This window comes from uncultured Agathobaculum sp. (assembly GCF_963927765.1).
GTDB lineage: Bacteria > Bacillota > Clostridia > Oscillospirales > Butyricicoccaceae > Agathobaculum.
In genome coordinates this window covers 13,288-34,752 of the sequence record NZ_CAWVCU010000087.1, presented here as the reverse complement: position 1 = coordinate 34,752, position 21,465 = coordinate 13,288, and the positions used below count along the sequence as shown (strand labels likewise).

General features: G+C 53.0%; 24 protein-coding genes, 1 tRNA gene and 1 other RNA gene. 16 read left to right on the top strand and 10 right to left on the bottom strand.

The window, feature by feature from the left end:
• Positions 1–52 precede the first annotated feature (52 nt).
• Both ABGT74_RS08120 and ABGT74_RS08115 read left to right on the top strand, forming a co-directional pair.
• Complete coding sequence (locus tag ABGT74_RS08120; protein WP_346705157.1) at positions 53–1,021, top strand: IS5 family transposase; 969 nt, start codon at positions 53–55, stop codon at positions 1,019–1,021.
• A 176-nt stretch (positions 1,022–1,197) separates the two neighbouring features.
• On the top strand, positions 1,198–2,121 hold the full coding sequence (locus ABGT74_RS08115; protein ID WP_346705156.1) for a hypothetical protein: 924 nt from the start codon (positions 1,198–1,200) through the stop codon (positions 2,119–2,121).
• A gap of 415 nt (positions 2,122–2,536) precedes the next feature.
• Here ABGT74_RS08115 and ssrS read toward each other — a convergent pair.
• Positions 2,537–2,731, bottom strand: a non-coding RNA gene (gene ssrS, locus ABGT74_RS08110) — 6S RNA.
• 30 nt (positions 2,732–2,761) lie between these two features.
• Positions 2,762–3,043 (bottom strand): DUF1292 domain-containing protein, encoded by a 282-nt coding sequence (locus ABGT74_RS08105; protein WP_346705155.1) that lies wholly within the window; start codon positions 3,041–3,043, stop codon positions 2,762–2,764.
• 385 nt (positions 3,044–3,428) lie between these two features.
• Here ABGT74_RS08105 and infC point away from each other — a divergent pair, with 385 nt between their 5' ends.
• The 4 genes from infC to ABGT74_RS08085 all read left to right on the top strand — a co-directional run bounded on the left by infC (position 3,429) and on the right by ABGT74_RS08085 (position 5,362).
• Entirely contained in the window at positions 3,429–3,938 is a 510-nt protein-coding gene (gene infC / locus ABGT74_RS08100; protein WP_297284107.1) for a translation initiation factor IF-3, read from the top strand.
• A gap of 44 nt (positions 3,939–3,982) precedes the next feature.
• Positions 3,983–4,186, top strand: coding sequence for a 50S ribosomal protein L35 (gene rpmI, locus ABGT74_RS08095; RefSeq protein WP_054327617.1), 204 nt, complete (start codon positions 3,983–3,985; stop codon positions 4,184–4,186).
• A gap of 33 nt (positions 4,187–4,219) precedes the next feature.
• Positions 4,220–4,573: a 50S ribosomal protein L20 gene (gene rplT / locus ABGT74_RS08090; RefSeq protein WP_125115912.1), complete on the top strand. Its 354-nt coding sequence runs from the start codon at positions 4,220–4,222 to the stop codon at positions 4,571–4,573.
• A gap of 150 nt (positions 4,574–4,723) precedes the next feature.
• Positions 4,724–5,362 carry an orotate phosphoribosyltransferase gene (locus tag ABGT74_RS08085; RefSeq protein ID WP_346705154.1) on the top strand — a complete coding sequence of 213 codons (639 nt, stop codon included), beginning with the start codon at positions 4,724–4,726 and terminating at the stop codon, positions 5,360–5,362.
• A gap of 18 nt (positions 5,363–5,380) precedes the next feature.
• On the opposite strand, the gene ABGT74_RS08080 is transcribed toward ABGT74_RS08085, so the two are convergent.
• The 3 genes from ABGT74_RS08080 to trmB form a co-directional block, all read right to left on the bottom strand.
• Positions 5,381–5,743 (bottom strand): DUF134 domain-containing protein, encoded by a 363-nt coding sequence (locus tag ABGT74_RS08080; RefSeq protein WP_346705153.1) that lies wholly within the window; start codon positions 5,741–5,743, stop codon positions 5,381–5,383.
• Positions 5,744–5,746: 3 nt separating this feature from the next.
• The gene (locus tag ABGT74_RS08075) at positions 5,747–6,151 is read right to left on the bottom strand and encodes a NifB/NifX family molybdenum-iron cluster-binding protein (protein WP_346705152.1); all 405 of its coding nucleotides are present in this window, start codon (positions 6,149–6,151) and stop codon (positions 5,747–5,749) included.
• Between the two features lie 113 nt (positions 6,152–6,264).
• Positions 6,265–6,924, bottom strand: a complete 660-nt coding sequence (gene trmB, locus ABGT74_RS08070; RefSeq protein ID WP_346705151.1) for a tRNA (guanosine(46)-N7)-methyltransferase TrmB — start codon at positions 6,922–6,924, stop codon at positions 6,265–6,267.
• Positions 6,925–7,061: 137 nt separating this feature from the next.
• Between trmB and malQ the strand changes: the two genes are divergently transcribed.
• From malQ to ABGT74_RS08050, 4 genes are all read left to right on the top strand, one after another.
• Complete coding sequence (gene malQ, locus ABGT74_RS08065; RefSeq protein WP_346705150.1) at positions 7,062–8,555, top strand: 4-alpha-glucanotransferase; 1,494 nt, start codon at positions 7,062–7,064, stop codon at positions 8,553–8,555.
• 35 nt (positions 8,556–8,590) lie between these two features.
• Positions 8,591–9,829 (top strand): HAD-IIIA family hydrolase, encoded by a 1,239-nt coding sequence (locus ABGT74_RS08060; RefSeq protein WP_346705149.1) that lies wholly within the window; start codon positions 8,591–8,593, stop codon positions 9,827–9,829.
• A 161-nt stretch (positions 9,830–9,990) separates the two neighbouring features.
• On the top strand, positions 9,991–10,632 hold the full coding sequence (locus tag ABGT74_RS08055) for a helix-turn-helix transcriptional regulator (RefSeq protein WP_346705148.1): 642 nt from the start codon (positions 9,991–9,993) through the stop codon (positions 10,630–10,632).
• Between the two features lie 93 nt (positions 10,633–10,725).
• Positions 10,726–10,801, top strand: a tRNA-Gly gene (locus ABGT74_RS08050).
• 95 nt (positions 10,802–10,896) lie between these two features.
• On the opposite strand, the gene ABGT74_RS08045 is transcribed toward ABGT74_RS08050, so the two are convergent.
• Positions 10,897–11,763, bottom strand: coding sequence for a pyridoxamine kinase (locus ABGT74_RS08045; protein ID WP_346705147.1), 867 nt, complete (start codon positions 11,761–11,763; stop codon positions 10,897–10,899).
• 133 nt (positions 11,764–11,896) lie between these two features.
• On the opposite strand from ABGT74_RS08045, the gene ABGT74_RS08040 reads away from it, so the two are divergent.
• Genes ABGT74_RS08040 through ABGT74_RS08025 form a run of 4 tightly spaced genes read left to right on the top strand, consistent with a single transcriptional unit; the run spans position 11,897 to position 14,657 of the window.
• Positions 11,897–13,168 carry a family 10 glycosylhydrolase gene (locus tag ABGT74_RS08040; RefSeq protein WP_346705146.1) on the top strand — a complete coding sequence of 424 codons (1,272 nt, stop codon included), beginning with the start codon at positions 11,897–11,899 and terminating at the stop codon, positions 13,166–13,168.
• Positions 13,169–13,188: 20 nt separating this feature from the next.
• Positions 13,189–13,932, top strand: a complete 744-nt coding sequence (locus tag ABGT74_RS08035) for an acyl-ACP thioesterase domain-containing protein (RefSeq protein ID WP_346705145.1) — start codon at positions 13,189–13,191, stop codon at positions 13,930–13,932.
• Entirely contained in the window at positions 13,925–14,236 is a 312-nt protein-coding gene (locus tag ABGT74_RS08030) for a hypothetical protein (protein ID WP_297283188.1), read from the top strand. The genes ABGT74_RS08035 and ABGT74_RS08030 overlap by 8 nt, the downstream gene beginning before the upstream one ends.
• On the top strand, positions 14,220–14,657 hold the full coding sequence (locus ABGT74_RS08025; RefSeq protein ID WP_346705144.1) for a HEPN domain-containing protein: 438 nt from the start codon (positions 14,220–14,222) through the stop codon (positions 14,655–14,657). Before ABGT74_RS08030 ends, ABGT74_RS08025 begins: the two co-directional genes overlap by 17 nt.
• Before the next feature lie 55 nt (positions 14,658–14,712).
• Here the strand turns inward: ABGT74_RS08025 and ABGT74_RS08020 are convergent, their stop codons facing one another.
• Positions 14,713–15,996, bottom strand: a complete 1,284-nt coding sequence (locus ABGT74_RS08020; RefSeq protein WP_330651664.1) for a glycosyltransferase family 2 protein — start codon at positions 15,994–15,996, stop codon at positions 14,713–14,715.
• Between the two features lie 326 nt (positions 15,997–16,322).
• On the opposite strand from ABGT74_RS08020, the gene ABGT74_RS08015 reads away from it, so the two are divergent.
• Both ABGT74_RS08015 and ABGT74_RS08010 read left to right on the top strand, forming a co-directional pair.
• Entirely contained in the window at positions 16,323–16,823 is a 501-nt protein-coding gene (locus ABGT74_RS08015; protein WP_346705143.1) for a sigma-70 family RNA polymerase sigma factor, read from the top strand.
• Positions 16,810–17,859 carry a DUF4179 domain-containing protein gene (locus tag ABGT74_RS08010; RefSeq protein ID WP_346705142.1) on the top strand — a complete coding sequence of 350 codons (1,050 nt, stop codon included), beginning with the start codon at positions 16,810–16,812 and terminating at the stop codon, positions 17,857–17,859. The genes ABGT74_RS08015 and ABGT74_RS08010 overlap by 14 nt, the downstream gene beginning before the upstream one ends.
• A 78-nt stretch (positions 17,860–17,937) precedes the next feature.
• Here ABGT74_RS08010 and ABGT74_RS08005 read toward each other — a convergent pair whose 3' ends face one another.
• The 3 genes from ABGT74_RS08005 to ABGT74_RS07995 form a co-directional block, all read right to left on the bottom strand.
• Complete coding sequence (locus ABGT74_RS08005; RefSeq protein WP_297283192.1) at positions 17,938–18,879, bottom strand: magnesium transporter CorA family protein; 942 nt, start codon at positions 18,877–18,879, stop codon at positions 17,938–17,940.
• 181 nt (positions 18,880–19,060) lie between these two features.
• Positions 19,061–20,209 carry a cell division protein FtsZ gene (gene ftsZ, locus ABGT74_RS08000; RefSeq protein ID WP_297283193.1) on the bottom strand — a complete coding sequence of 383 codons (1,149 nt, stop codon included), beginning with the start codon at positions 20,207–20,209 and terminating at the stop codon, positions 19,061–19,063.
• A gap of 266 nt (positions 20,210–20,475) precedes the next feature.
• Entirely contained in the window at positions 20,476–21,465 is a 990-nt protein-coding gene (locus tag ABGT74_RS07995; RefSeq protein ID WP_346705141.1) for an FtsQ-type POTRA domain-containing protein, read from the bottom strand.

The window sequence follows — 21,465 nt, the reverse complement described above, 5'->3', positions numbered from 1 at the left end:
GGTAACACCGCACAAAGAAAAAATATGATATAATAAAGCTATGGATAAGCAGATGAGTCTGTCGGGCCTGAGCGATGAATTGAGCCAGGTGCGGACAAAGAAGAAAGAATTTCTGAGTCAGATAGAGCGCATCGTGCCGTGGGGAGAGTGGATCGAACTCATCCGGCCGCACTATTACAAAGGAGAGCGCGGCAATAAGCCCTACGATCTGGAACGGATGCTGCGGATTTATCTGGTGCAAAACCTGTATGATCTGTCGGACATGGCAACAGTAGCGGAAGTGATCGACAGCCGTGCATTCTCGGAATTCTGCGGAGTGGAATCGAGCAATCAGGTGCCGGACGGCGATACGCTGGGTCGGTTCCGGAATTTGCTGCTCCGCAGCGGGCTGCAGGAGAAGTTGTTTGCGCAGGTGGTATATCTGCTGCAGGAAAGAGGGCTGCTGCTGAAGAAAGGAACCATAGTGGACTCTACACTGATTGCAGCGCCGTCCTCGACAAAGAACAGGGAAAAGAAACGAGACCCGGAAGCACACTCGGTGAAAAAGGGGAATAGTTGGCATTTTGGCTATAAAGCCCACATCGGTGTGGATAAAGACAGCGGTTTGGTGCACACAGTAAAGGTCACCAGCGCCAACATCCACGATGTGACGATGGTGCCGGAGCTTTTAACCGGCGATGAGGATAGCGTATATGGGGACAGTGGATACCTGGGCGCCGAAAAACGGGAAGACGCCGTTCTTTTCAATACCCAGAGGAAACGAATCCGTTACAAAATCAACAGGCGGCCCTCGCAGAGTAAACACGCAGGCAATCGTTCCCGCGGGCAGATCAAACGCCGCGAAAAGGAGAAATCTTCCGTACGGGCCAAGGTAGAGCATGTCTTTGGGGTAGTAAAGGGCCAACTTCGATACCGGAAAACCAGGTACCGAGGTCTGCGAAAACAGATTGCCAAACTGAATATCCTGTTCGCGCTGGCGAATCTGATTCTGGCTGACAGGCGATCCTGCCTGACGGCTTAAATCAGTGCGGCTGCAGCGCTGATGGAATGGCGTATATATGCCCTGCCGGGTGGAATCTTCCCGCAGGGCCTTTCCTTTTGCGTGTTCTGCGGTGTTGCCCATATCTTTAACTTTGGGAAACCGGCGCAAGCTATCCAGATATCACACTACTGCCACCAATCGCCCGTGCCCTTGGCATGACAGTCGATGCGCTGCTCGATTTTCACCCCGCGCCCTCCAACGAAGAACTGCGCGCTATTGGCGACCATTTGCGCACTGTATTTGATAAGCAGGGCTTTGCTGCCGGACAGCAGGCAGCCGAGTCCGTCTTGCGCGAGTACCCATCCAGCGGCCAACTCAAAGTCATGCTCGGCGGATTTTATTTTCACTTCCTGTCCTCTGCGCTGTCGCACGCAGAAGACCCCGAGCAAGAGAGCGAAACGCTGATTGCGCGCTGTCTTGCACTGTTTGAGCAAGGCGAAGCACAAAGCGAAACCGAAAACGAGAAGTTGGGAGCGCGACTGCTGCGCAGTAACGCACTGACTATGCTTGGACGGTACGGCGAAGCGGAAGCGCTGATCGACAACCTGCCAGACCGGCAGCCGGTCGACGCGGACACACTGCGTCTCAATCTGCGGCTCGCGCAGAACCAGCTGGACGAAGCTGAACAGCTCGCCCGCAAGCGACTGCTGATACATGTCCATGAAGCATTGGGCGCACTGATGAACCTGACCACGGTTGCGCGGCGGCAAAAAGACTTTCCAGCCGCGCACCGCTATCTCGACGCCTACTGTGCCATAGACAAGCTGTTCGGTCTTGACCGTTCCAACGGTCTGCTGATCGGTCTGATGCTGGCACAGGATGAGGACGACATCAATCTTGCGCTTGACCAGCTTGAGCAATACATTGACGCGCGGCTGGCCTACACGCTTGACTATCGAGAAAACCCGTTTTTCGCTGGTGTGCAGACCCATGTACCGACCAGAAACGAAGTGATCGAGGCAAACCGTCTGACCCTACGTTCTCTGAAAGAAGATGCGCAATATGAATCGTTACGCACTGAGCCTCGCTTCCAAGCCGTACTCGACCGGCTTCGCTTCTATTTACCTCCCAATGCATAAAAAAATGCCCGAAACGGTTTTCCGTTTCGGGCATCACCCTTCTGCGAGACATTTTTTCATATTTAGAATGGGTCTCCCTTTTTTATTTTCCGGGGAATAAGTATAAAAAAACCACGCGGCCGCATCCCCTTCCAGCATGCGCTTCCCTGCGTGGACATATCCGTAAGCGTTTTACTTATCGCTATGTGTCTCATGCTCATCACCGAAAATCAGATCATCGATATCCGGACGGTCGGGCTGCTGGGGGATTCTAAGATGTCTCATGCTTTCTGCACCTCCTTTATATACTCTCTTTGTATCATTATATCATCTTACGCAAAAAAAGCAAATAAAATTCCTGTAAAGTTACACAAATGTAACAAATTATTTGCCTATCTTTTGGGTAGCCATCAGCGTAAGCGATTTTTGGGTATAATAATACCCCGCCCTGCCGATGCAGCCCAATTAGTAACCTGCACGACTCATGCAGGTGGGTTTTCTGTTTGGCATGTCTGCGCTTCCAACGTCCGTGTATACCCGGGAGGCCTGCTGCTCGATGCCAAAACTTTCCGAAATCCCGTACTAAAAATGTGGGTTAAAAAAGGGCTGCTGTCGCACAGGGCAGGGATTTAACTGATCCGTGCCGCTTGCGGTGATGAACTTACTCTTCCTCTTCCTCTTCCGCCTCGGCGCGTTCCATTACGATATTAAACACTGCATCTGCGATCTCGTCATCCTCAACCGCTTCCAGCATTTCCTCGCCGTCTTCCTCTACGATCTGCATGATCACGACCTCTGCGTCTTCCTCGACAGAAAGCTCTGCCGGGATAAAGGCCAGATAGGTTGTTCCCTGATATTCCACGGTGTCGATGTGCTCAAACGCAACTTCGTTGCCGTCCTCATCAATCAGCGTAACAAAATCGTTGCCGTATTCCTCGCTCACGATCCGGCACCTCCTTATGGTTCAAATTCAGGCTGTGTGGAGAATCCTTCTCCTGCTTTAAGCATAACAAATCGAGTCCTTTTTGTAAAGCCCCATTCTGGAGCGCCGTACTGTCATAGTATGCTGCCTGTGCGAAATATCATACCAGTTAAAATAACCGAAATAAAGCCTTGACTTTGTCTTTCATTTCTGATATAGTATTTCAGGTAACAAGGAAGAAGGCAATGTCCTCACCCGCAGCGTTTTCAGCAAACGGGTCAATAAAGCAAAAAATCCGTTGGGTACGGGTTTGCGTTTTATGCACGGAGGACGGTCGCTTTCGATCGGTCCTTTTTCTTTTTGTCTTAACCCATTTATCGTTTGGAGGTGCTTACCAATCAGCAGCATGGAACATCAAATCAATGAGGAGATCCGCGACAAGGAAGTCCGTCTGATCGGCGACGACGGTCAGCAGCTCGGCATTGTTCCCATCCAACAGGCACAGGATGCCGCCGTGGAAAAGGGTATGGATCTGGTGAAAATTGCCCCGCAGGCGAAGCCGCCGGTCTGCAAGATCATGGACTACGGCAAATTCCGTTTTGAACAAGCCAAGCGTGAAAAGGAAGCGCGCAAAAACCAGCGCGTCGTGGAGATCAAAGAGATTCGCCTGACCCCCAACATTGACGTTGGCGACCTGAACACCAAGGTGAAAAACGCCTGCCGTTTCCTCAAGGATGGCGATAAGGTCAAGGTTTCGGTTCGTTTCCGCGGCCGTGAGGTCACGCACGCGTCGCTCGGTCAGGATCTGCTCCATCGCTTCGCGGAGCTGTGCTCGGAATGCAGCACGGTAGAAAAGCAGCCCAAGCTCGAAGGCCGTCAGATGCTGATGTTTCTGGCGCCCGCTAAGGACAAGTAAACTAAAACGCGCCTAGCGCGCAAATTCAGAGAGGAGCAAACCTAATGCCTAAGATCAAAACGCACAGCGGTGCAAAGAAGAGATTCTCCGTAACCAAGAACGGCAAGTTCAAGCGCGGCCATGTTGGCAAGCGTCACCTGCTCAACGGCCATGGTAAGACGACCAAGCTCAAGCGCCACCTCCGCAAGGAAGGCTTCGCGGATTCCACGAACGTAGCGCAGCTCAAGCGTCTGCTGCCGTATAAGTAAGTAACAACATCTTTCATATAGGAGGCAATTACAATGGCAAGAGTTAAGGGCGCAATGATGACGCGCAAAAGAAGAAAGAAGATCCTCAAGCGTGCAAAGGGCTACTGGGGTGCCAAGTCTACCCACTACCGTGTAGCCAACCAGGCGGTTATGAAGAGCCTGAAGTACGCGTATATTGGCCGTAAGCACAAGAAGCGCGACTTCCGTCGTCTGTGGATCACCCGTATTTCGGCTGCTGCTAAGTCCTGCGACATGAACTACAGCCGCTTCATGAACGGCCTGAAGAAGGCTGGCATCGACCTGAACCGCAAGATGCTCGCGGATCTGGCTGTCAACGACAAGGCTGCTTTCGCAGCGCTTGCTGAGAAGGCTAAGGCTGCGCTTTAATCTTCTGATTTCTAACCCTGCTGCTTTTTGCAGCAGGGTCTTTTTATTGCCATTTTCCACAAACCCGGCTTCGCTTTTTCTTGCCATGCTGATAAAATTGCGCTATAATATGCTTGTAATTTTATAACGGACAAAGAAAGGTGGTTATTTATGCAGCAGCCGATCCGTATCATTTCCCGTTCCAACAAGCGTCTGTATGCAGATGCGATTCCGGGTCATTTCGCAACCAACCATTCCCATATCAATTATTATATCGACATGTCCGAAATCAAGCACAATATGGCCATGGCGCTCGAAGCTGCACGCAGCATCGCGTTCCACTTTTCCTCCATCAGTGTGGATACCTTACTCTGCCTGGAGGGCACAGAGTACATCGGCGCGTATATTGCCAAAGAGCTTGCCAACTCCGGCATCGGCAGCCTGAACACCAACAAAGCCATTTATCTAGTCGAGCCGGACAGCAATGTCAACGGTCAGTTTATGTTTGCGGACAACCTCCGCCCCATGATCGAACACCGAAACGTGCTGGTGCTGGTCAACACCGCTTCCACCGGGCAAACCCTTTCGCAAACGCGCGAGTGCATCGAGTATTATGGCGGCCGTGTCGCTGGATATTCTGCGCTGTTCTCCAACATTTCCGAACTGGACGGAAAGCCGGTTTTCAGCCTGTTTTCCGGCGCGGATTTCCCTCATTACCACAATTTTGTGCGCGGCAAAAACTGTCCCGCCTGCGCGGCCAGTGTACCGCTGGACGCCATTGTTACCCCGCGCGGCTATACCAAACTATAGCACAAAAAACCGGAAGGCTCAGCCTTCCGGTTTTTGTTTTCCGCATCTCTGATGCCCGCAGCAGCCCTGCCGCATGCAGTGCGCGCGTTTTTCGCACACCTCAACGTCACCGCCTTCGATGCGCAGCATCTTACCGTTTACCATGCAGTCCGCCAGCTTGCGCCGCGCTGCGTTGTAAATCGACTGCACCGTTGTGCGTGCGACCCCCATCTGGACGGCTGCCTGCTCCTGCTGCAAGCCTTCCAAATCAATCAGACGGATGACCTCATATTCATCCAGTCCCATCGTGACCGGCTCGCCCGCACAACCCATACCGCGCGGACCAAACTCCCGACACACCGGCAAACCGCACACACGGCGGCATTTTTTCGGTCTGGGCATGGTTTAGCCGTGGCAATGTCCGCCGCAGTGGTGGCCGCCCTGCGAGGAGCAGTCATGTCCTTCCCCGTGATGCTCGTGATGGCTGCACTTGACATCCGGGTTATACACAAGCGAACCGGACAGGAACGCTTCAACCGCTTCATCTGCATCGCCCTGTACGCCGCCGAGCAGACGGATATTCGCTTCTGCCAAAGCCATCTGTGCACCGCCGCCGATACCGCCGCAGATTAGCGTATCCACACCCTGCGCCGCAAGGAAGCCTGCCAGCGCGCCATGGCCGCTGCCATTGGTATCCACAACCTGAGAAGAGAGGATTTTGCCGTCCTGTGCTTCATATACTTTGAACTGAGCGGTGTGTCCAAAATGCTGGAAGATCTGACCATTCTCATAAGTGACTGCGATTTTCATGGATTTACGCCTCCGATTTTGTTTCCGGCATATGCCGGTTATGATTCTATGATAGCACATTTCCGACATATGTCAAGAATAAAAAAGCAGCCCGCAGGCTGCTTCTCTTTTTTTCACTTACGCAAAAATTCCGGCAACCGACGCCGTGCCTCCAGACGATAGATGCAAGCACCCTCGGACGAAAACTTCTCTTCGTATTCGGTCATCACATTGCCCTCAAAGTCCGAGTTGTGCAAATCAAGCGAAATATTCTGAATCAGCCAGCCAAACTGGCAAATCTCGGCCAGCGTCCACTCGAAGAACCGCTGGTTATCGGTTTTGAAGCAGATATCGCCCTGCTGCTTGAGGATCTCGTCATATACCTCGAGATACGCGCGCCACGTCAGGCGGCGTTTGCGCTGCCGGTTGGGCGGCCACGGGTCGGAAAAGTTCAGATAGATACGATCGACCTCACCGGGCGCGAACACATCACGCAGCTCGGCTGCATCAAACGACACAAACCGCAGGTTGGGCAGCGGCTGCTGCTGGCAGCGCTCCGCCGCCATGATGAGCGCACCTTCCTCCCGCTCGACCGCGATGAAATTGATATCCGGATGCTGTTCCGCCATCCCGATAGCGAAACGTCCCTTGCCGCAGCCGATTTCCACATGCAGCGGATGGTCATTTCCGAACAAAGCGCGCCATTTGCCGCGCTTTTCCTTCGGCTCAAATGCCATTACATCTGCGCAAGCCTCAAAGCGAATATCAAGATTTTTCTTTTTGCGCATTCTCATGCGTCAAATTCCCCTTTTTCCTGTATATTTTTCAGCCTTTTCATTATATCCTGCGTCCGCACGCTTGGCAAGTAAAATTGACAAATTTCCATAAAACACGCTATAATGTAACTATATTCAATTGGGGGATGTATTGTATGTTTCACCGTTCCAGCGGCGTGCTGGCGCACGTCACTTCCCTGCCCTCGCCGCACGGCGTCGGCACTATGGGCAAAACCGCCTATGAATTTGTTGATTTCCTTGCGGCTGCGCACCAGACCTACTGGCAAGTGCTGCCGCTTGGTCACACCGGCTTTGGCGATTCGCCTTACCAGTGCTTTTCCGCCGCTGCAGGCAATCCGTATTTGATTGATCTTGATTTGCTGGTCGAGGACGGGCTTCTCACCGAAGCCGAAGTCAAGGCACGCGACTTTGAGGCTTCACCCGATACGGCGGACTTTGAGCAGCTGGCCGATACCCGATGGCCGCTGTTCCGCAAGGCTTACTCCCGCGTGGACGATGCAATGCGCAAAAAGATTGTGGCATTTATCGAGGAAAATGCAGAATGGCTGCCGGATTACGCGCTGTTTATGGCGCTGAAAGAAGAAAAGTACCACGATATGCCGGTCTATCTGTGGCCGGAAAAAGCAGTGCGCGACCGTAAGCCCGAAGCGCTGAAAAAAGTAACCGAAGAATTGCGGGATGAAATTGACTTCCGCATTTTCTTGCAATATATTTTCTTTACCCAGTGGACTGCGCTGCGCGAATACGCCAATGAGCACGGCATCCAGATCATCGGGGATATCCCGATCTATGTTTCCGCCGACTCGGTAGATGTGTGGACGCACCCAAAGCTGTTCAAGCTGAAAACTGACCTCAGTCCTAAACTGGTTGCAGGCGTACCGCCTGACTACTATTCGGCTACGGGTCAGCTGTGGGGCAATCCGGTTTATGACTGGGACGCGCATCGCGCCGAGGGCTTCGCATGGTGGATCTGGCGCATGAAAAGCAACATGGCGCTGTTTGACGTGATTCGTCTCGACCACTTCCGCGGCTTTGCAGCCTATTGGGAGGTGCGCGCGACCGAGGAAACCGCAATCAAAGGACACTGGCATAAAGGCCCGGGCATGGAGCTGTTCCATGCGATGGAAAAGGCGCTTGGCACCCTGCCTCTGATTGCAGAGGATCTGGGCGAAATGACCAATGAGGTGCGCGAGCTGTTGGCAGAAAGCGGTTTCCCCGGCATGAAGGTGCTGATTTTCGGCTTTACACCCGATTGCGACAACGAGCATCTGCCGCACAACTTTGTGCCAAACAGTATCGTTTATACCTCTACACACGATTCGCAGACCGTATGCGAGCAGATCATGGACATCTGCACCGAGCCGGAAAAGCAGTTTGCCTACCGGTATCTGCGCACCTCGCACAGCGAAGCGATGGGCTGGAGCGCGATCAAGAGTGTATGGGCCTCCCCTGCACGCATCACCATGACCACCTTGCAGGATTTGCTTTCGCTGGGCGCCGATTCCCGCATGAACACCCCCGCCACCATCGGCGGCAAAAACTGGCGTTGGCGCGTGCGCAAGGAAGCGCTCAATCCGACGGTTTCGGCTATGCTCGGTGAGATCACAAAGACCTATATGCGCGGCTGAGCCCGCCCGGCAACAAGAAAAAGGATAGCGATAGCATGAAAATTACCACCGCAATTTTTGATTTGGACGGCACCCTGCTCAATACGCTGGGTGATCTGACCGACAGCGTCAACTGCGCCATTGTGCGCCGCGGCTTTGCCGCCGTCACCGAAGAGGAAACCCGCGTACGCGTCGGTAACGGCGTACGCAAGCTGATTGAGCGCTGCATCCCGGAAAACAAACGCACCGAAGCCATGATTGACACCTGTCTGGATGAATTCCGCACAGCTTACAACCAGCGCATGATGAACCGTACCCAGCCGTATGACGGCATTCTGCCGTTGCTTCGGCAGCTGAAAAAGGCTGGAGTTTCGGTCGGCGTTCTGTCCAACAAATACGATTTGGCTGCCAAAAGCCTGATCCGGTACTTTTTTGGTGATCTGGTGCAGATCACCTATGGCGAGCGTCCGGATACACCGCGCAAACCCGATCCCACCAGCGCATTGCGGTTGCTGCGCGAACTGGGCGGTGATCCGACAACCACCCTTTATATCGGAGACAGCGCGACTGACATGCAGACCGCGAAAAACGCCGGCCTGTCCGCTGTCGGCGTTACATGGGGATTCCGTTCCGCTGAGGAGTTGACCGCAGCAGGGGCGGACGCGCTGGTACACAGCCCCGCCGAGCTGCTGCCGCTGTTTGAGCGCGGCCTATTGGCTGTGGATGCCATCTGCAAGGCCTTTACGCAGCGTGGCTTTGGCTTTACTTACTTTCCGACCGTAGCCGACGCACTCACCTACCTGACCGACACCTGCGCCGGTAAATCCGTGTCGCTGGGCGGCTCGATGACACTTCAGCAGCTTGGTTTCCCCAAGGCTTTTTCCAATAGCACCGCCGTACACTGGCACTGGGTTAAGTCCGGCGAGTTTTTCCAGACCCCGGATATCTATCTCAGCTCGGCTAACGCGCTGAGCGAGAGCGGTGAGGTCGTCAATATTGACGGCGCGTGCAACCGCGTATCCGGCACATTGTTTGGACCAAAACGCTGTATCTTTGTCTGCGGCATCAACAAGCTGTGCCCTGATCTGGCAAGTGCAATCGATCGGGCGCGCAATGTTGCCGCTCCCATGAATGCCAAACGGCTGGAGAAGAAAACCCCTTGCGCGGTTGATGGCAAATGCCACGACTGCCGCAGCCCGGAACGCATCTGCCGTGCAATGGTCATTCACATGGGACCGCCGCAGCGCATGGAGCGCTGTGAGATCGTGCTGATCGGCGAGCCGCTCGGCTATTGATCCCAGCCTGTTTTCACACACTGAAAAACAGCGCGTTTGCTGCAAAGAACGCGCTGTTTTTTCATATGCAACCGCCGGTTGCGCATTTTCCAACCAAACACGGTAGCATGCAACCGTAATTTTCGATAAAATGGCCTCACCAAACAAGGAGGTAACCAAACATGACACTGGGAGAAAAAATTACCGATCTGCGTAAAAAGCGCGGCTTGTCGCAGGAAGAGCTAGCCATCACACTGGGCGTATCGCGGCAAGCGGTCAGCAAGTGGGAACTAGGCGACGCAATGCCCGACACCGATAAGGTCATCGCACTGGCAGACTATTTTGACGTGACGACCGACTGGCTGCTGCGGGATATCCAACCTTCTTCCCCGGGCAGCGAAACAAATTCCATCCCATCCGTTACGGAGATGCTCCGTGGCGCCCCCATGTTGCTCAACCTCACCATTGGCGGCAATGTCTTTGGCGCTGCTCTGATGATTTACGACCTGTGGCAACAAACGTATTATCAGATTCCGACTATTCTTGGCCTGTTCGTGCAAATCGGCATGTGCGCTCTCTTTCTTGGGCTGTGCAGCTCCATCCAAACGCAGGATGTCAGTACGGGACGACAGTGGCGCAAGAAATACTGGCGGTGCAATATTTATGCGCTTGCACTGATGCCCAGCTTCTGGGTGTCCAACATTGCACTCGACATGCTGGCGCAGCGGTTTCCCGTGTCCCCCCTCCTGCTTCTGCCCATGACAGCAATGGTCTATTTTCTCGTATGCCTGCGGATGCATTTCGCCACCCGTGAGACGCAATGAAAATTTTTATCTTTTTTCATTTTTCTGCTTGACAGAGTAACATGTCTTTGCTATAATTAATATCGCGCTGATAAGTTCGGCGCGATACAAAATGCGGCTGTAGCTCATCTGGTAGAGCGCCACCTTGCCAAGGTGGAGGTAGCGAGTTCGAGCCTCGTCAGCCGCTCCAAAAAAGCACCTGTCTCAGACAGGTGCTTTTCTTTTTTGCAATAGGTAATGATTCATAAGTCCAATAAAAAGCACCGCCCAAAGCGGTGCTTTTTCTTATTTATGCCGCAGCGGTCGTTCCCGTAGTTCCCGCCGATACGTCCCGTCTATCAGCTTGGGCAGCACTTTCTCAAACTGAACCCCGTGCATCGGGTCAGTCTGCTGCTCCATCGTATAAGCAATGCAATCCTTCACATACTCCCCTGCCAGTTCGCATGCGTCCTCCAACTTTGCGCCATTGAGCAGCTCACTCAGCATGGCCGACGCAAACAGATCGCCGGTGCCCGGATAGTATCGGTCAATCCGGCGATGCAGACTGAGCGCGCCACCGGATTCGGAAAGGCATCCCGAACCGACGCGCCCCTCTGCAAAATCCAATCCCGTCAACACGACCTGCGCACCGTAACGCTCGTGCAGCGCGTGCAGCCATTCCCACGCCTCTTCCACACTGCCCGGCTTGCTGTACGGGTCACGGTCGAGCAGGATTGCCGCTTCGGTGGTATTAGGTGTAATGATATCCGCAATCGCACACAGCTCACGCATCCGGGTACACATTTCCGGCGTATAGGTATCATACACCTTGCCGTTATCTCCCATCACCGGATCGATCAAGGTCACGCCGTCTGCTTTTTTGAGGCGTTTTGCCGCCTCACCAACGCTGTCAATCTGATCCGCTGAACCCAGAAAGCCCGCGTAAATCGCCTCAAAGCGCAAGGCCAGCTCCTCATACTGGTCGATTGTTCCCTGCATTGAGTCCGTCAAATCGGTGGTCACCCAGCCGGGGATCGCGGTATGGGTGGAAAACACCGCAGTCGGCAGCGGCACACACTGATGCCCGCCCGCAGAAATCACCGCAATGATAGGCACCAGCGACGACCGGCCAAAGCCCGATAAATCATGCAGCGCCAGAACCTTTTTTTGCATGCCATTCACATCCTTTTTCTGTCCGTGTTCCATCATACGATGAATCCGCGCCCATGTCAATCATTCTTGCTTTCTCCTGCCTGCAATGGTAAAATAATTATATATCTACGCTAACGGTCAAAGGAGTCTTTCCATGCTCAAGCAACGCATTCTTTCCATTATTCTGGTACTCACGCTGATTTTTTCCAGCGCCGGCGCCGTCCAAACCGCGCAAGACGGTATGCGCGGCGTATGGGTTTCAACCATATATAATATTGATTATCCCTCTGCGCAAGGCCTGTCGGTCGATGCACTCAAAAGCGAAGCGGATACCATTCTCGACAATATTGCGGCAATGGGGCTGAATACAGTTTTTCTGCAGGTTCGCCCTTCGGCAGACGCACTCTACCCGTCGGAGATTTTCCCGTGGAGTCGCTATATCAGCGGTACCGTTGGACAGGCGCCGGACAGCGATTTTGATGTGCTGGCCTACTGGGTCGAAGGCGCACACAGCCGTGGCTTGCAGCTGCACGCTTGGATCAATCCCTACCGCATCACCAAGGACGGCCAAAGCGAGTGGGATGCTCTTCCCGAAAACAGCCCGGCCAAGCAGCATCCGGAATGGGTTGTGGAATACGAAGACAATTATTACTTCAACCCTGGCCTGCCAGCAGTACAGCAGCTGGTAGTGGATGGCGCAGCCGAAATTGTGGAAAACTATGATGTAGACGGCATCCACTTGGACGACTATTTCTATCCGGGCACCGATTTTGACGATTCCGCGACTTTTGCCCGCTATGGAAGCGATTTTAGTGACATCGGAGACTGGCGGCGTGACAATGTCAACACCTTGATCGCTTCCCTCGATGAGACACTGCACGAAATCAACCCCGCTTTATCGTTCGGCGTCAGCCCTGCCGGTATCTGGGACAACAAAGCCAATAACCCCAAGGGAAGCGAAACCAACGGCCGCTCTTCCTATCAGGAAATTTATTGCGATTCGGTCGAATGGATCAACAAGGGAACAGTTGACTATATCTGTCCGCAGCTTTACTGGTCTATCGGCTACGAAATCGCTGATTTTGAAATTCTGGTGGACTGGTGGCAGCAGGTAGTCTCCACCAGCGACGTTGCCTTGTACATCGGTATCGGCGCTTACCGTGCAGCGGAAGCGGAACCGGGCGACGTCTGGTACGGTACGGGTGAGTTGCAGCGCCAGCTCACTCTGCTGGATGACAGCATTGATATTCAGGGTGAAGTATTTTTCAGCTATTCTTCCCTGCAAAAGGTAGACGGCTGCGCAGCGATGCTGTCCGAGCACTATGCCGCGGGCGAAAGCACCCCAGACACCACACCGGAAACCTCCGTTCAGCAGTCTTCACTGCTTGACTTAGTTTCCCGTTTCATTGCCAGCCTGTTCCATTGATTTTGAGGAGGCGTATTCCCTTGGCAGATCTTCTTTCCCGCGAATATGAAGTCAACTATGGTCATATTGATAACCGAGGCATTGCAAAGCCGTCCTTTCTCTGGCTGATTATGCAGGATGCCGCCACAGTGCACGCAGAATCGCTGCACCTCGCGCAGGACGAGCTCAACATAGTCTGGGTCCTCTCGCGCATGAAAGCGCGTCTGACGCGCCCTCTGCGCCCGTATGAGCGTATCCGATGCGAGACATGGTGTCCCGGCATCCGCGGCGCAAGCTGGTATCGCTGCTTTGCGTTTTTCGCAGACGAACAGCAGATTGGCGATGCGCAGTCGATGTGGGTCACACTCGACCCTGCATCGCACCGCATCTTGCGTCCCAGCGCCTTCCCGGCTGCAGAAAGCTACCTGCACACAGCGCGTGGAACATTATTTGAGCCGCTGCCCAAGCTGTCCTGCGATACTGTGCGGCCGCACCATATCCACACCGTGCAGTATTCCGATCTGGATGTCAACAACCACGTCAACAACGTGCGCATTGTAGAGCTGATTTCAGACGCTCTCGATTTGCAGCGGCAGCCAGGCTTTGTCTCCTCCCTGCAAGTCAACTATACCGCCGAAACCGCTTTCGGTGAGCATCTAGAATTGCTCTGCGGCACAGTAGACGACGCGCGCTATGTACGCGGCGAGACAGATGGAAAAGCGCACTTCGAAGCGCTTGCAACGCTAACGCCATTTGAAACACAGGGGGCATCTGCTCATGACTGAGTCGATCCAGCAAGCAGAACGGGATATCCTTCGTGTGTGTCAGCCACGGCGGATCATTCTGTTTGCAGAAAAACGGACCATGGCCACCGGTAAGCTCAAAGCGTTCAGCCTGTGCGTGATCGCACCAAACGGCTCCGATTGCCGTCATCTGCGCACGCAGCTGCATCTGGCGCTTTCCGCCGATGTCCCGGTCAATTTAAGTGTCTACACCGCCGATGAATGGGATGACCTGCTGGAGGATGAAACCTCCTATGCCGCATGGATCGCCCGGAAAGGGCAGGTGATTTATGAGCAGGAAACGTAAAGGCGCATCCGACAGCCATTTCTATTACAAATGGCTGGATAAGGCGTTATGCGACCTGCAATGCGCGCGGCTGCTGCTAACCTATGGCGGGGATCATTACAACATCGCGTTTCACTGTCAGCAGGCAATTGAAAAGGCGCTCAAGGGCTATTTGCTATTCCGTACCGGCCGGCACTTTGATGGCCATAACCTGACCTATCTCTGCCGTCAGGCCATCCAGCAGGATGCCGATGCATTCTCGGAATATTTGGATGAAAGCGCTGCGCTCAATGACCTGTATATCGAAACGCGATACCCAACTGATCTTCCATTTGAGATCGACGAAATGGAGATACGATGTTATCTGGATATGGCGGAACGCATGTTTGCAGCCATCCGGCGAGAATTATATGCCACTGGCAGACCGCATTGCATTGAATAAACAAAAAAACTGCTGCAACATGATGTTGCAGCAGTTTTTTACGTATACCAAAGGATCAAGCGCTCTCGTTTTCGTTATGTGCTTTCGCCGCAAGGCCGTGGCGGATGGGCTTCCACTCCACCTTGCCGACCAGCGCAGCCAGCGAAATCGGAATATAAGTCAGCATAAACAGCGGGAAGGTAAACACATAAAGGATCTTTTTCCAAACGCTTCCCTTAATCTGCTTCCACTCGGCCGCCATAGTGAATGCGCCAAACAGAAACAGGCTGAACGAAATACCCTTGATCGTGGTGAGAACAATCCGGCCTAACATACGCAGCACCCGGTATGTAATGAATGCCGGCTGCGACAGGCTGCTCAGACACGCAAACAAAGCCAGACCCAGCACACCAATCGTCACCAGATTGCAGGGAGCAACCGTCATCAGCATATCATAGCAAGACATGCCTTTTCTGCCGCCGCGCAGGCAACCACGCAGCAGTGGGGCCGTGTATTTCGCATCTACCTGATAGAAGCCTTTGCTCCAGCGCAAACGCTGATCCCACGACTGGCGGAACTCAACCGGCTGCTCATCATAGATGATTGCAGTACCGCAATAACCGATCTTTCGGCCACGTGCCGCACAGGCGATGGAAAACTCAATGTCCTCGGTCAGCAGATGATAGGGCCAACCACCCTCTTCACGGATCACGTCCGCCGCAACCAGAAAACCCGTACCGGAAACAGCACAGTTAACGCCCAACTGGGTACGCGGACGGTTAAGGAAACGCGCCTCGCGCAGGAACCACAGCGCATAGCCTGCGGAAATCCAGTTATCGCAGAAGTTTTTAGAATTCCGGTAGCTGGTAAGCGCAGTATACTCACCGGTATCGAACATTTTGTTCATCTCACGCACAAACTGTGGGTCTACCAGATTATCTGCGTCAAATACGAAAAAGCCATCATAGGTCTTGTCGCCATAATCATCAAAAATATGGTGGAACAGATAGTCCAGCGCATATCCCTTACCGACCTGCACCTTATTAAAGCGTTCATATACGATCGCCCCCGCCTTGCGGGCAACCTCCGCCGTGTTGTCCGTGCAGTTATCCGCAATGACGAACACATCCAATAGTTCTGACGGATAATCTTGCTGCTTTAGCGTTTTGATCAAATCCCCGATTACGCCCGCTTCATTGCGCGCCGCAATGATCGCTGCATACCGGTGCAATGTTGCATCCTGCTTTCCCTGACGGCCTTTTCCAATCAAGCCGACCGCCAGATATACGATTTGATACGCATAGGCCGCTGTAAAAAATACAAATAAAACAAATTGCAGACTCTCTAAAAACCGAAGCATAAAAATCCTTCGCTCCTTCATGTTTGTCCGAAAATTTTCATCCCGTTTTTTCCTTGTAATATCATAGCACTATTCTCGGCTAATGCAACCATTTTTTATGCTTTTTCACCCGTTTCCAATCATTTTTCTCTGTTCGCACAAAAAGTCAGCGATTTTTTCTGCAATTTTCATCACTGTTTTTTGTCACATTTTATCGTTGCGCTGATCGAAGTATAGCACAGCGCCCGCTCCATTTCCGAAAGAAATTATGAAGATCAAAAAATATTTGCTCTTTTGTCACACAACCCAGCATTCAATCGTTATCGTAGTGAAAGGGGATGATCCGGATGCCCGTCTGGCAGGACGCAGCGGATGCAGCAACCTTCGTTCGTTTATACTCCGGCATGATCCTGCGTCTATGCTTTACGTATTCGCTCGGCCGGGCGGACGCACAGGACGTATGCCAGAATATTTTCCTGAAGCTGCTGCAAATCGACCGAAAATTTGATACCGAGGGTGAAACGCGCGCTTTCATCCTCCGCATGGCGATCAACGAGTGCAAGGACCTTCTCAAGAGCGGCTGGCGCCGCCGTCCTGTACCATTGGACGAATTGATCGAACGCGAAGTTCCCTTTCTTCCCGCAGAGGATTCCGGCGTGCTGACCGCGGTACAGCGCCTGCCGGTCAAATACCGTGAGGTCATCTATCTCTATTATTATGAAGGCTACAACGCCGAAGAAATCGCAGCAATGGTCGGGGCAAAACCCGCCGCTGTTCGGCAGCGGCTTGCCCGCGCCCGCGCCAAACTCAAACAAGAACTGGAGGGCAGCGAATATGAGACAGTATAAGGACGCGCTCGATGCGCTGCGCTTTACCGAGGAGGAACAGGCTATGCTGATACAAAAACTAACTCAGGCAGCACAAACCACTCCCAAGCAAAAAAAGCGCCGGCATCCGCGCAAGGTTTTCTGCGTTGCAGCCGCAGCCGCCTGTGTGCTGGCGTTTACCGCTGCGGCAGGCGCAGTCGTTGGCTTTTTTGCTGATCCGGATGGAGGTCGCACAAGATTAGCAGAATTTTTCGGAGGGTCTGCCGGCGATGTTGAAACCACCACTGGATTTGTCGCCAGCGGCGCCAGTGTCACCGACCATGGTGTGACCATCTCACTCGACGGCATGTACGCCGACGAGCAGACTGTTTACGCAATCTTCTCCGCAGCAAAGGAGGACGGCACACCGTTTATTGATTTGCAGGAATATCCGAATACTGACTTTCTCACCTTCAAAGGCTACGAAGTCCGTACCGAGGGGGAATGGAATTCCTGCAGTGGCACCCCGGAATCCGCATCCGACATGACACAGTTCTTTTTCCAGATCGAAATGGACATGAACGACATCGACCAATGGCAAAGCAAAACGGCACGTTTTATCTTCTCCGATATCATCAGCTACATGCAGGAAGGCAACTACGCAGGGCCGGACCAGACGCTTGTCAAAGGCGATTGGGTTATTGAGGTGCCGCTGGAAAGCACCGATACTGCAACATACGCGCAGGCGGGTCAGGTCATCCCCTATGGCAACCTGAACGTCACGATTGACAGCATCGCGTTCACGCCAGCTTTTTACCATCTGGAATGGCACTTCGATAAGGAAATGACCTTTGACGATGATATGAATCTGTATTTGGACGGCGTGCCGGACGAATACGACAACGAATATTACACCGAAGGCGGTTCCCCCATCCTGACACTCAAAGACGGCACAACCTACGATCTGTGGCAGATCGGCCACGCAAACAGCGGCCTGCTTGCCGAAGTCATCCCGCTGGAGGAAATGGAATCCATCACAATCTTCGGCCAAACCATCCCCCTCATATGGGAAAAGTAATGCACAAAAGGAGCGCGTACATACGCGCCCTTTTTATTGTTCGAAAAACAAAAGCGCCGCAAACGCGGCGCCGGAATCTCAATCCAGATTCTTCTTTTTGAGCATGAACCACGCGAAAAAGCACGCGGCAACCGAGATCAGCAGCGGAATCCACCAGACAAAATCGCCCGGTAAGCCGCCGCCTTCGATATTCATGCCGTAAAAACCAAAGATGATATTGGGGATCGTCATGATGATGGTCAATACCGTGAGCACCTTCATGATGATGTTCAGATTGTTGGATACAACCGATGCATATGCGTCCATCGTACCGGACAGAATGCTCGAGTAAATTCCGGCCATCTCAATGGCCTGGCGGATCTCGATCAGCGCATCCTCCAGAATGTCGCGATCGTCCTCATACAGCTTGAGTACGCGCCCGCGCAGTACCTTTTCCATCGTCACTTCATTCCCCTTGAGCGATGCAGAGAAGTAAACGAGCGATTTGGATAAGCCGAGCAGCTGGATCAGCTCTTCGTTTTTAAGCGAATCATACAACCGCTTTTCGATACGGGTAAAGTCGCGCTCGATCATACGCAGGTTTTTCAGGAAGCGTCCTGCCACACGCAGCAGGATCTGAAATACAAACCGTGTACGCAGCGCCGTGTGTACGCCCTTGACCGCACCCTCTGCAATTGACCGCAGGATAATGCTGTCCTCCAAGCAGACTGTAATGACCGCGTTCTGTGCCACCACAATGCCCATTGGCAGCGTGCTGAACATCTGACCGCCGTCCTCCACCGAGTTTTTCTCCACCATCGGGATGTCGACGATCATCAACAGCTGATCGTCCTCGGTTTCGACACGTGAGCTTTCCTCCGGGTCTAGTGCCGCACGAATGAATTCCTCTTCTACATGCGCCGCACGAGCGATTTCCTCCAGCTCATCCGAACTGGGATGCACCATATTCACCCAACAGCCTTCCGCAAAGCCAGCAATTTCCGTGATTCTTCCGTCAACAGTCTTGTAAAATTCTACCATATCTTACCGCCTTTCCGCGGCTTCACATAGCTGCGCCACCGCGAGTTCTTTTTATCTTTTTACTTCGAGGGTCTGCACTCACGGTGATCACACTCCTTTTTACAAGAATTTTACAAGATCCTTTCAGACCAAAACAGCCCTTTGCAGGGCTGTTTTTAAGGGACGCTATTTTCAGCTGTATTTAGCGATGGTCCTTATCGAAAATACGCATCAGTACATCGAACGCCGCATCATCCGAACCCAGATCGCTGGATTTGGACTGCGTGGAAGCAGGCTTCTCCTCTGCTGCCGCAGTGGACGCCTCGGTAAACAAACCGGAGCCGGAAGCCTGTTCAGGCTGCTTGCCGTCCATATTCATTTTTGCAGAGTTCGGGATGTTGTCAAAGCCGGTCGCAATGACTACAACGCGGATCTCGTCGTCCATGGTATCGTCAATGAACGCACCGAAAATGATATGTGCATCCGGATGCGCCGCCTGCTGTACCATGGTAGCCGCCGTCTCGACTTCATCCAGACCGATATCGTCCGAGCCAATAACAGAAACGATAACGCCGTGCGCCATATCAATCGAGGTTTCCAGCAGCGGGCTGGAAATCGCCATGCGAGCCGCTTCGGCCGCCTTATCTTTCCCAGCAGCGCGGCCGGTACCGATATGTGCATAACCTGCGTCCTTCATAACCGAAGTAACATCGGCGAAGTCCAGGTTAATGAAGCCCGGAACAGTGATCAGCTCGGAAATGTTCGCGACCGCCTGACGAAGCACGCCGTCCGCGATTTCAAATGCATTCTTGAAAGTGATCTTCTGCTCGGATACGTACTTGAGTCGCTCGTTCGGGATGATAACCAGCGAGTCCACATTCTTGTTCAGCTCATCAATGCCGCCCAAGGCCTGCTCCAAACGCTTCTTTCCCTCAAACGCGAACGGACGGGTTACAACACCAACCGTCAGGATTCCCATTTCGCGAGCGATCTGCGCAACCACCGGCGCTGCGCCGGTGCCAGTGCCGCCGCCCATGCCGGCAGTGATAAAGACCATATGTGTATTGGCAAGCGCCGCAGCGATCTGCTCCTTGCTTTCTTCCGCCGCCTTGCGGCCAATCTCCGGGTTTGCGCCCGCGCCCTGTCCTTTCGTCAGCTTCTCGCCGATCTGGATCTTGGTACCAGCCTGAGAATAGTTCAGCGCCTGCATATCCGTGTTGACCGAAACAAACTCAACACCCTGCACACCACTTTCGACCATGCGGTTAACCGCGTTGCCGCCGCCACCGCCTACGCCGATTACTTTAATGTTCACTACATTATCCAAGCCCTGTTCAAACTCGAAACCCATTATTGCCATCCTCCGTTTTATGATAAAGAATCGTTCAGATTATCTTATACGTTCTTTTATGCAGACGCCGCCTATCACAAGCGAGCTGTCCCTATTGTTTTAATTTTACCTCTAATTGTTCCATTTTGCAACAGAAATTAGTGAATTACTCAAAAAAAACTGAAAGTTTTCTGTATCTTTCCACCAAATTTATGCCAAATGCCCCTGCAAATCCATGTTGTTCAAGGTATTCCGGCCTTCTTTTGTCCTTTTTTCCTCCCTTTTCCTCATGCATCCCCATCGGCGTCCGCTTCGTCCGCCGCATTGTCTTCCTCTCCGCTTCCATCGTCCAAGCCCTGTGTTTCATCCCCACTTCCTTCGGACAAATCAGAAGATTGAGAATCTCCGTCTTCTGTCTGCTGCGCGGTATCTTCTGTCGTAGTATTCGGAACCGTGGGCGATGCAGCCAATCCCAGGCCGGCTTTTTCAATATTTTCCGCGGTATCCGGCACATAATGCAAGCGGTTTTGCGAATCCCAGTATAGTTGTCCGATATCAGACGGCGACAAGCGATCCTCGATTACCGTTTGCGCAAAGCGCAGATAATACGCCAAATTATCCACCGAATCCACCCGGATATCAAACCGCTTCTGATATCCGATATGGATATCACGCAGATCAGACAAATTGATAAAGGAAAGCTCATCAAGCATGCCGGCCGCATCCATCGTTTGCAAGATGGTCAGCAGCTCATCTGCCGACTCGCTCGATTCGCTTGACAGAATCTTGCCGAGCGGAACATCAGACAAGGTCATACCTGTGATAATCGGCAGGCCATTATTGGTCGCGCTTTGTTCCAGCGCCTTGCCCTCCTTGCTGAGCAGGAGATATCCGCCGTCCGACGCAACGGCAACAGATGCCGTGCATTCCGTCACCGTGACCACCAAAGCATTGGGTAAATGCCGTCGAATCTGTACCGTTTGCAGATACGGGAACTTTTCCAACATCGCATCACAAACTTTTACCTTATTCCACAAATAGAGGTTGTCCCCTTGCTTGACATCCATGCCCGCAACGATCTCTTCTGCGCGGTATTTCTGCGCCCCCTCCACCGTGATGGTATCCACCTTAAAAAAAACCGTCAGCGCCAATATCGCCGCCGCCAGCAAAATCCCGAGAAACAGGATGCGCCCAATCGTATGGAAAAAGCGCTGCCGCCGGCTGGCACGCCGGCGCATCTTCTCGGGCGTTTTCTGTCTTCGCTTTCTGCGTCTCAT

Excerpts from the sequence above, each read along its gene's own strand:
- ABGT74_RS08120 (WP_346705157.1), top strand. The coding sequence starts at position 53 with ATGAGTCTGTCGGGCCTGAGCGATGAATTGAGCCAGGTGCGGACAAAG.
- ABGT74_RS08115 (WP_346705156.1), top strand. The coding sequence starts at position 1,198 with ATGACAGTCGATGCGCTGCTCGATTTTCACCCCGCGCCCTCCAACGAA.
- infC (WP_297284107.1), top strand. The coding sequence starts at position 3,429 with ATGGAACATCAAATCAATGAGGAGATCCGCGACAAGGAAGTCCGTCTG.
- rpmI (WP_054327617.1), top strand. The coding sequence starts at position 3,983 with ATGCCTAAGATCAAAACGCACAGCGGTGCAAAGAAGAGATTCTCCGTA.
- rplT (WP_125115912.1), top strand. The coding sequence starts at position 4,220 with ATGGCAAGAGTTAAGGGCGCAATGATGACGCGCAAAAGAAGAAAGAAG.
- ABGT74_RS08085 (WP_346705154.1), top strand. The coding sequence starts at position 4,724 with ATGCAGCAGCCGATCCGTATCATTTCCCGTTCCAACAAGCGTCTGTAT.
- ABGT74_RS08080 (WP_346705153.1), bottom strand. The coding sequence starts at position 5,743 with ATGCCCAGACCGAAAAAATGCCGCCGTGTGTGCGGTTTGCCGGTGTGT.
- ABGT74_RS08075 (WP_346705152.1), bottom strand. The coding sequence starts at position 6,151 with ATGAAAATCGCAGTCACTTATGAGAATGGTCAGATCTTCCAGCATTTT.
- trmB (WP_346705151.1), bottom strand. The coding sequence starts at position 6,924 with ATGAGAATGCGCAAAAAGAAAAATCTTGATATTCGCTTTGAGGCTTGC.
- malQ (WP_346705150.1), top strand. The coding sequence starts at position 7,062 with ATGTTTCACCGTTCCAGCGGCGTGCTGGCGCACGTCACTTCCCTGCCC.
- ABGT74_RS08060 (WP_346705149.1), top strand. The coding sequence starts at position 8,591 with ATGAAAATTACCACCGCAATTTTTGATTTGGACGGCACCCTGCTCAAT.
- ABGT74_RS08055 (WP_346705148.1), top strand. The coding sequence starts at position 9,991 with ATGACACTGGGAGAAAAAATTACCGATCTGCGTAAAAAGCGCGGCTTG.
- ABGT74_RS08045 (WP_346705147.1), bottom strand. The coding sequence starts at position 11,763 with ATGCAAAAAAAGGTTCTGGCGCTGCATGATTTATCGGGCTTTGGCCGG.
- ABGT74_RS08040 (WP_346705146.1), top strand. The coding sequence starts at position 11,897 with ATGCTCAAGCAACGCATTCTTTCCATTATTCTGGTACTCACGCTGATT.
- ABGT74_RS08030 (WP_297283188.1), top strand. The coding sequence starts at position 13,925 with ATGACTGAGTCGATCCAGCAAGCAGAACGGGATATCCTTCGTGTGTGT.
- ABGT74_RS08025 (WP_346705144.1), top strand. The coding sequence starts at position 14,220 with ATGAGCAGGAAACGTAAAGGCGCATCCGACAGCCATTTCTATTACAAA.
- ABGT74_RS08020 (WP_330651664.1), bottom strand. The coding sequence starts at position 15,996 with ATGCTTCGGTTTTTAGAGAGTCTGCAATTTGTTTTATTTGTATTTTTT.
- ABGT74_RS08015 (WP_346705143.1), top strand. The coding sequence starts at position 16,323 with ATGCCCGTCTGGCAGGACGCAGCGGATGCAGCAACCTTCGTTCGTTTA.
- ABGT74_RS08010 (WP_346705142.1), top strand. The coding sequence starts at position 16,810 with ATGAGACAGTATAAGGACGCGCTCGATGCGCTGCGCTTTACCGAGGAG.
- ABGT74_RS08005 (WP_297283192.1), bottom strand. The coding sequence starts at position 18,879 with ATGGTAGAATTTTACAAGACTGTTGACGGAAGAATCACGGAAATTGCT.
- ftsZ (WP_297283193.1), bottom strand. The coding sequence starts at position 20,209 with ATGGGTTTCGAGTTTGAACAGGGCTTGGATAATGTAGTGAACATTAAA.
- ABGT74_RS07995 (WP_346705141.1), bottom strand. The coding sequence starts at position 21,465 with ATGAGACGCAGAAAGCGAAGACAGAAAACGCCCGAGAAGATGCGCCGG.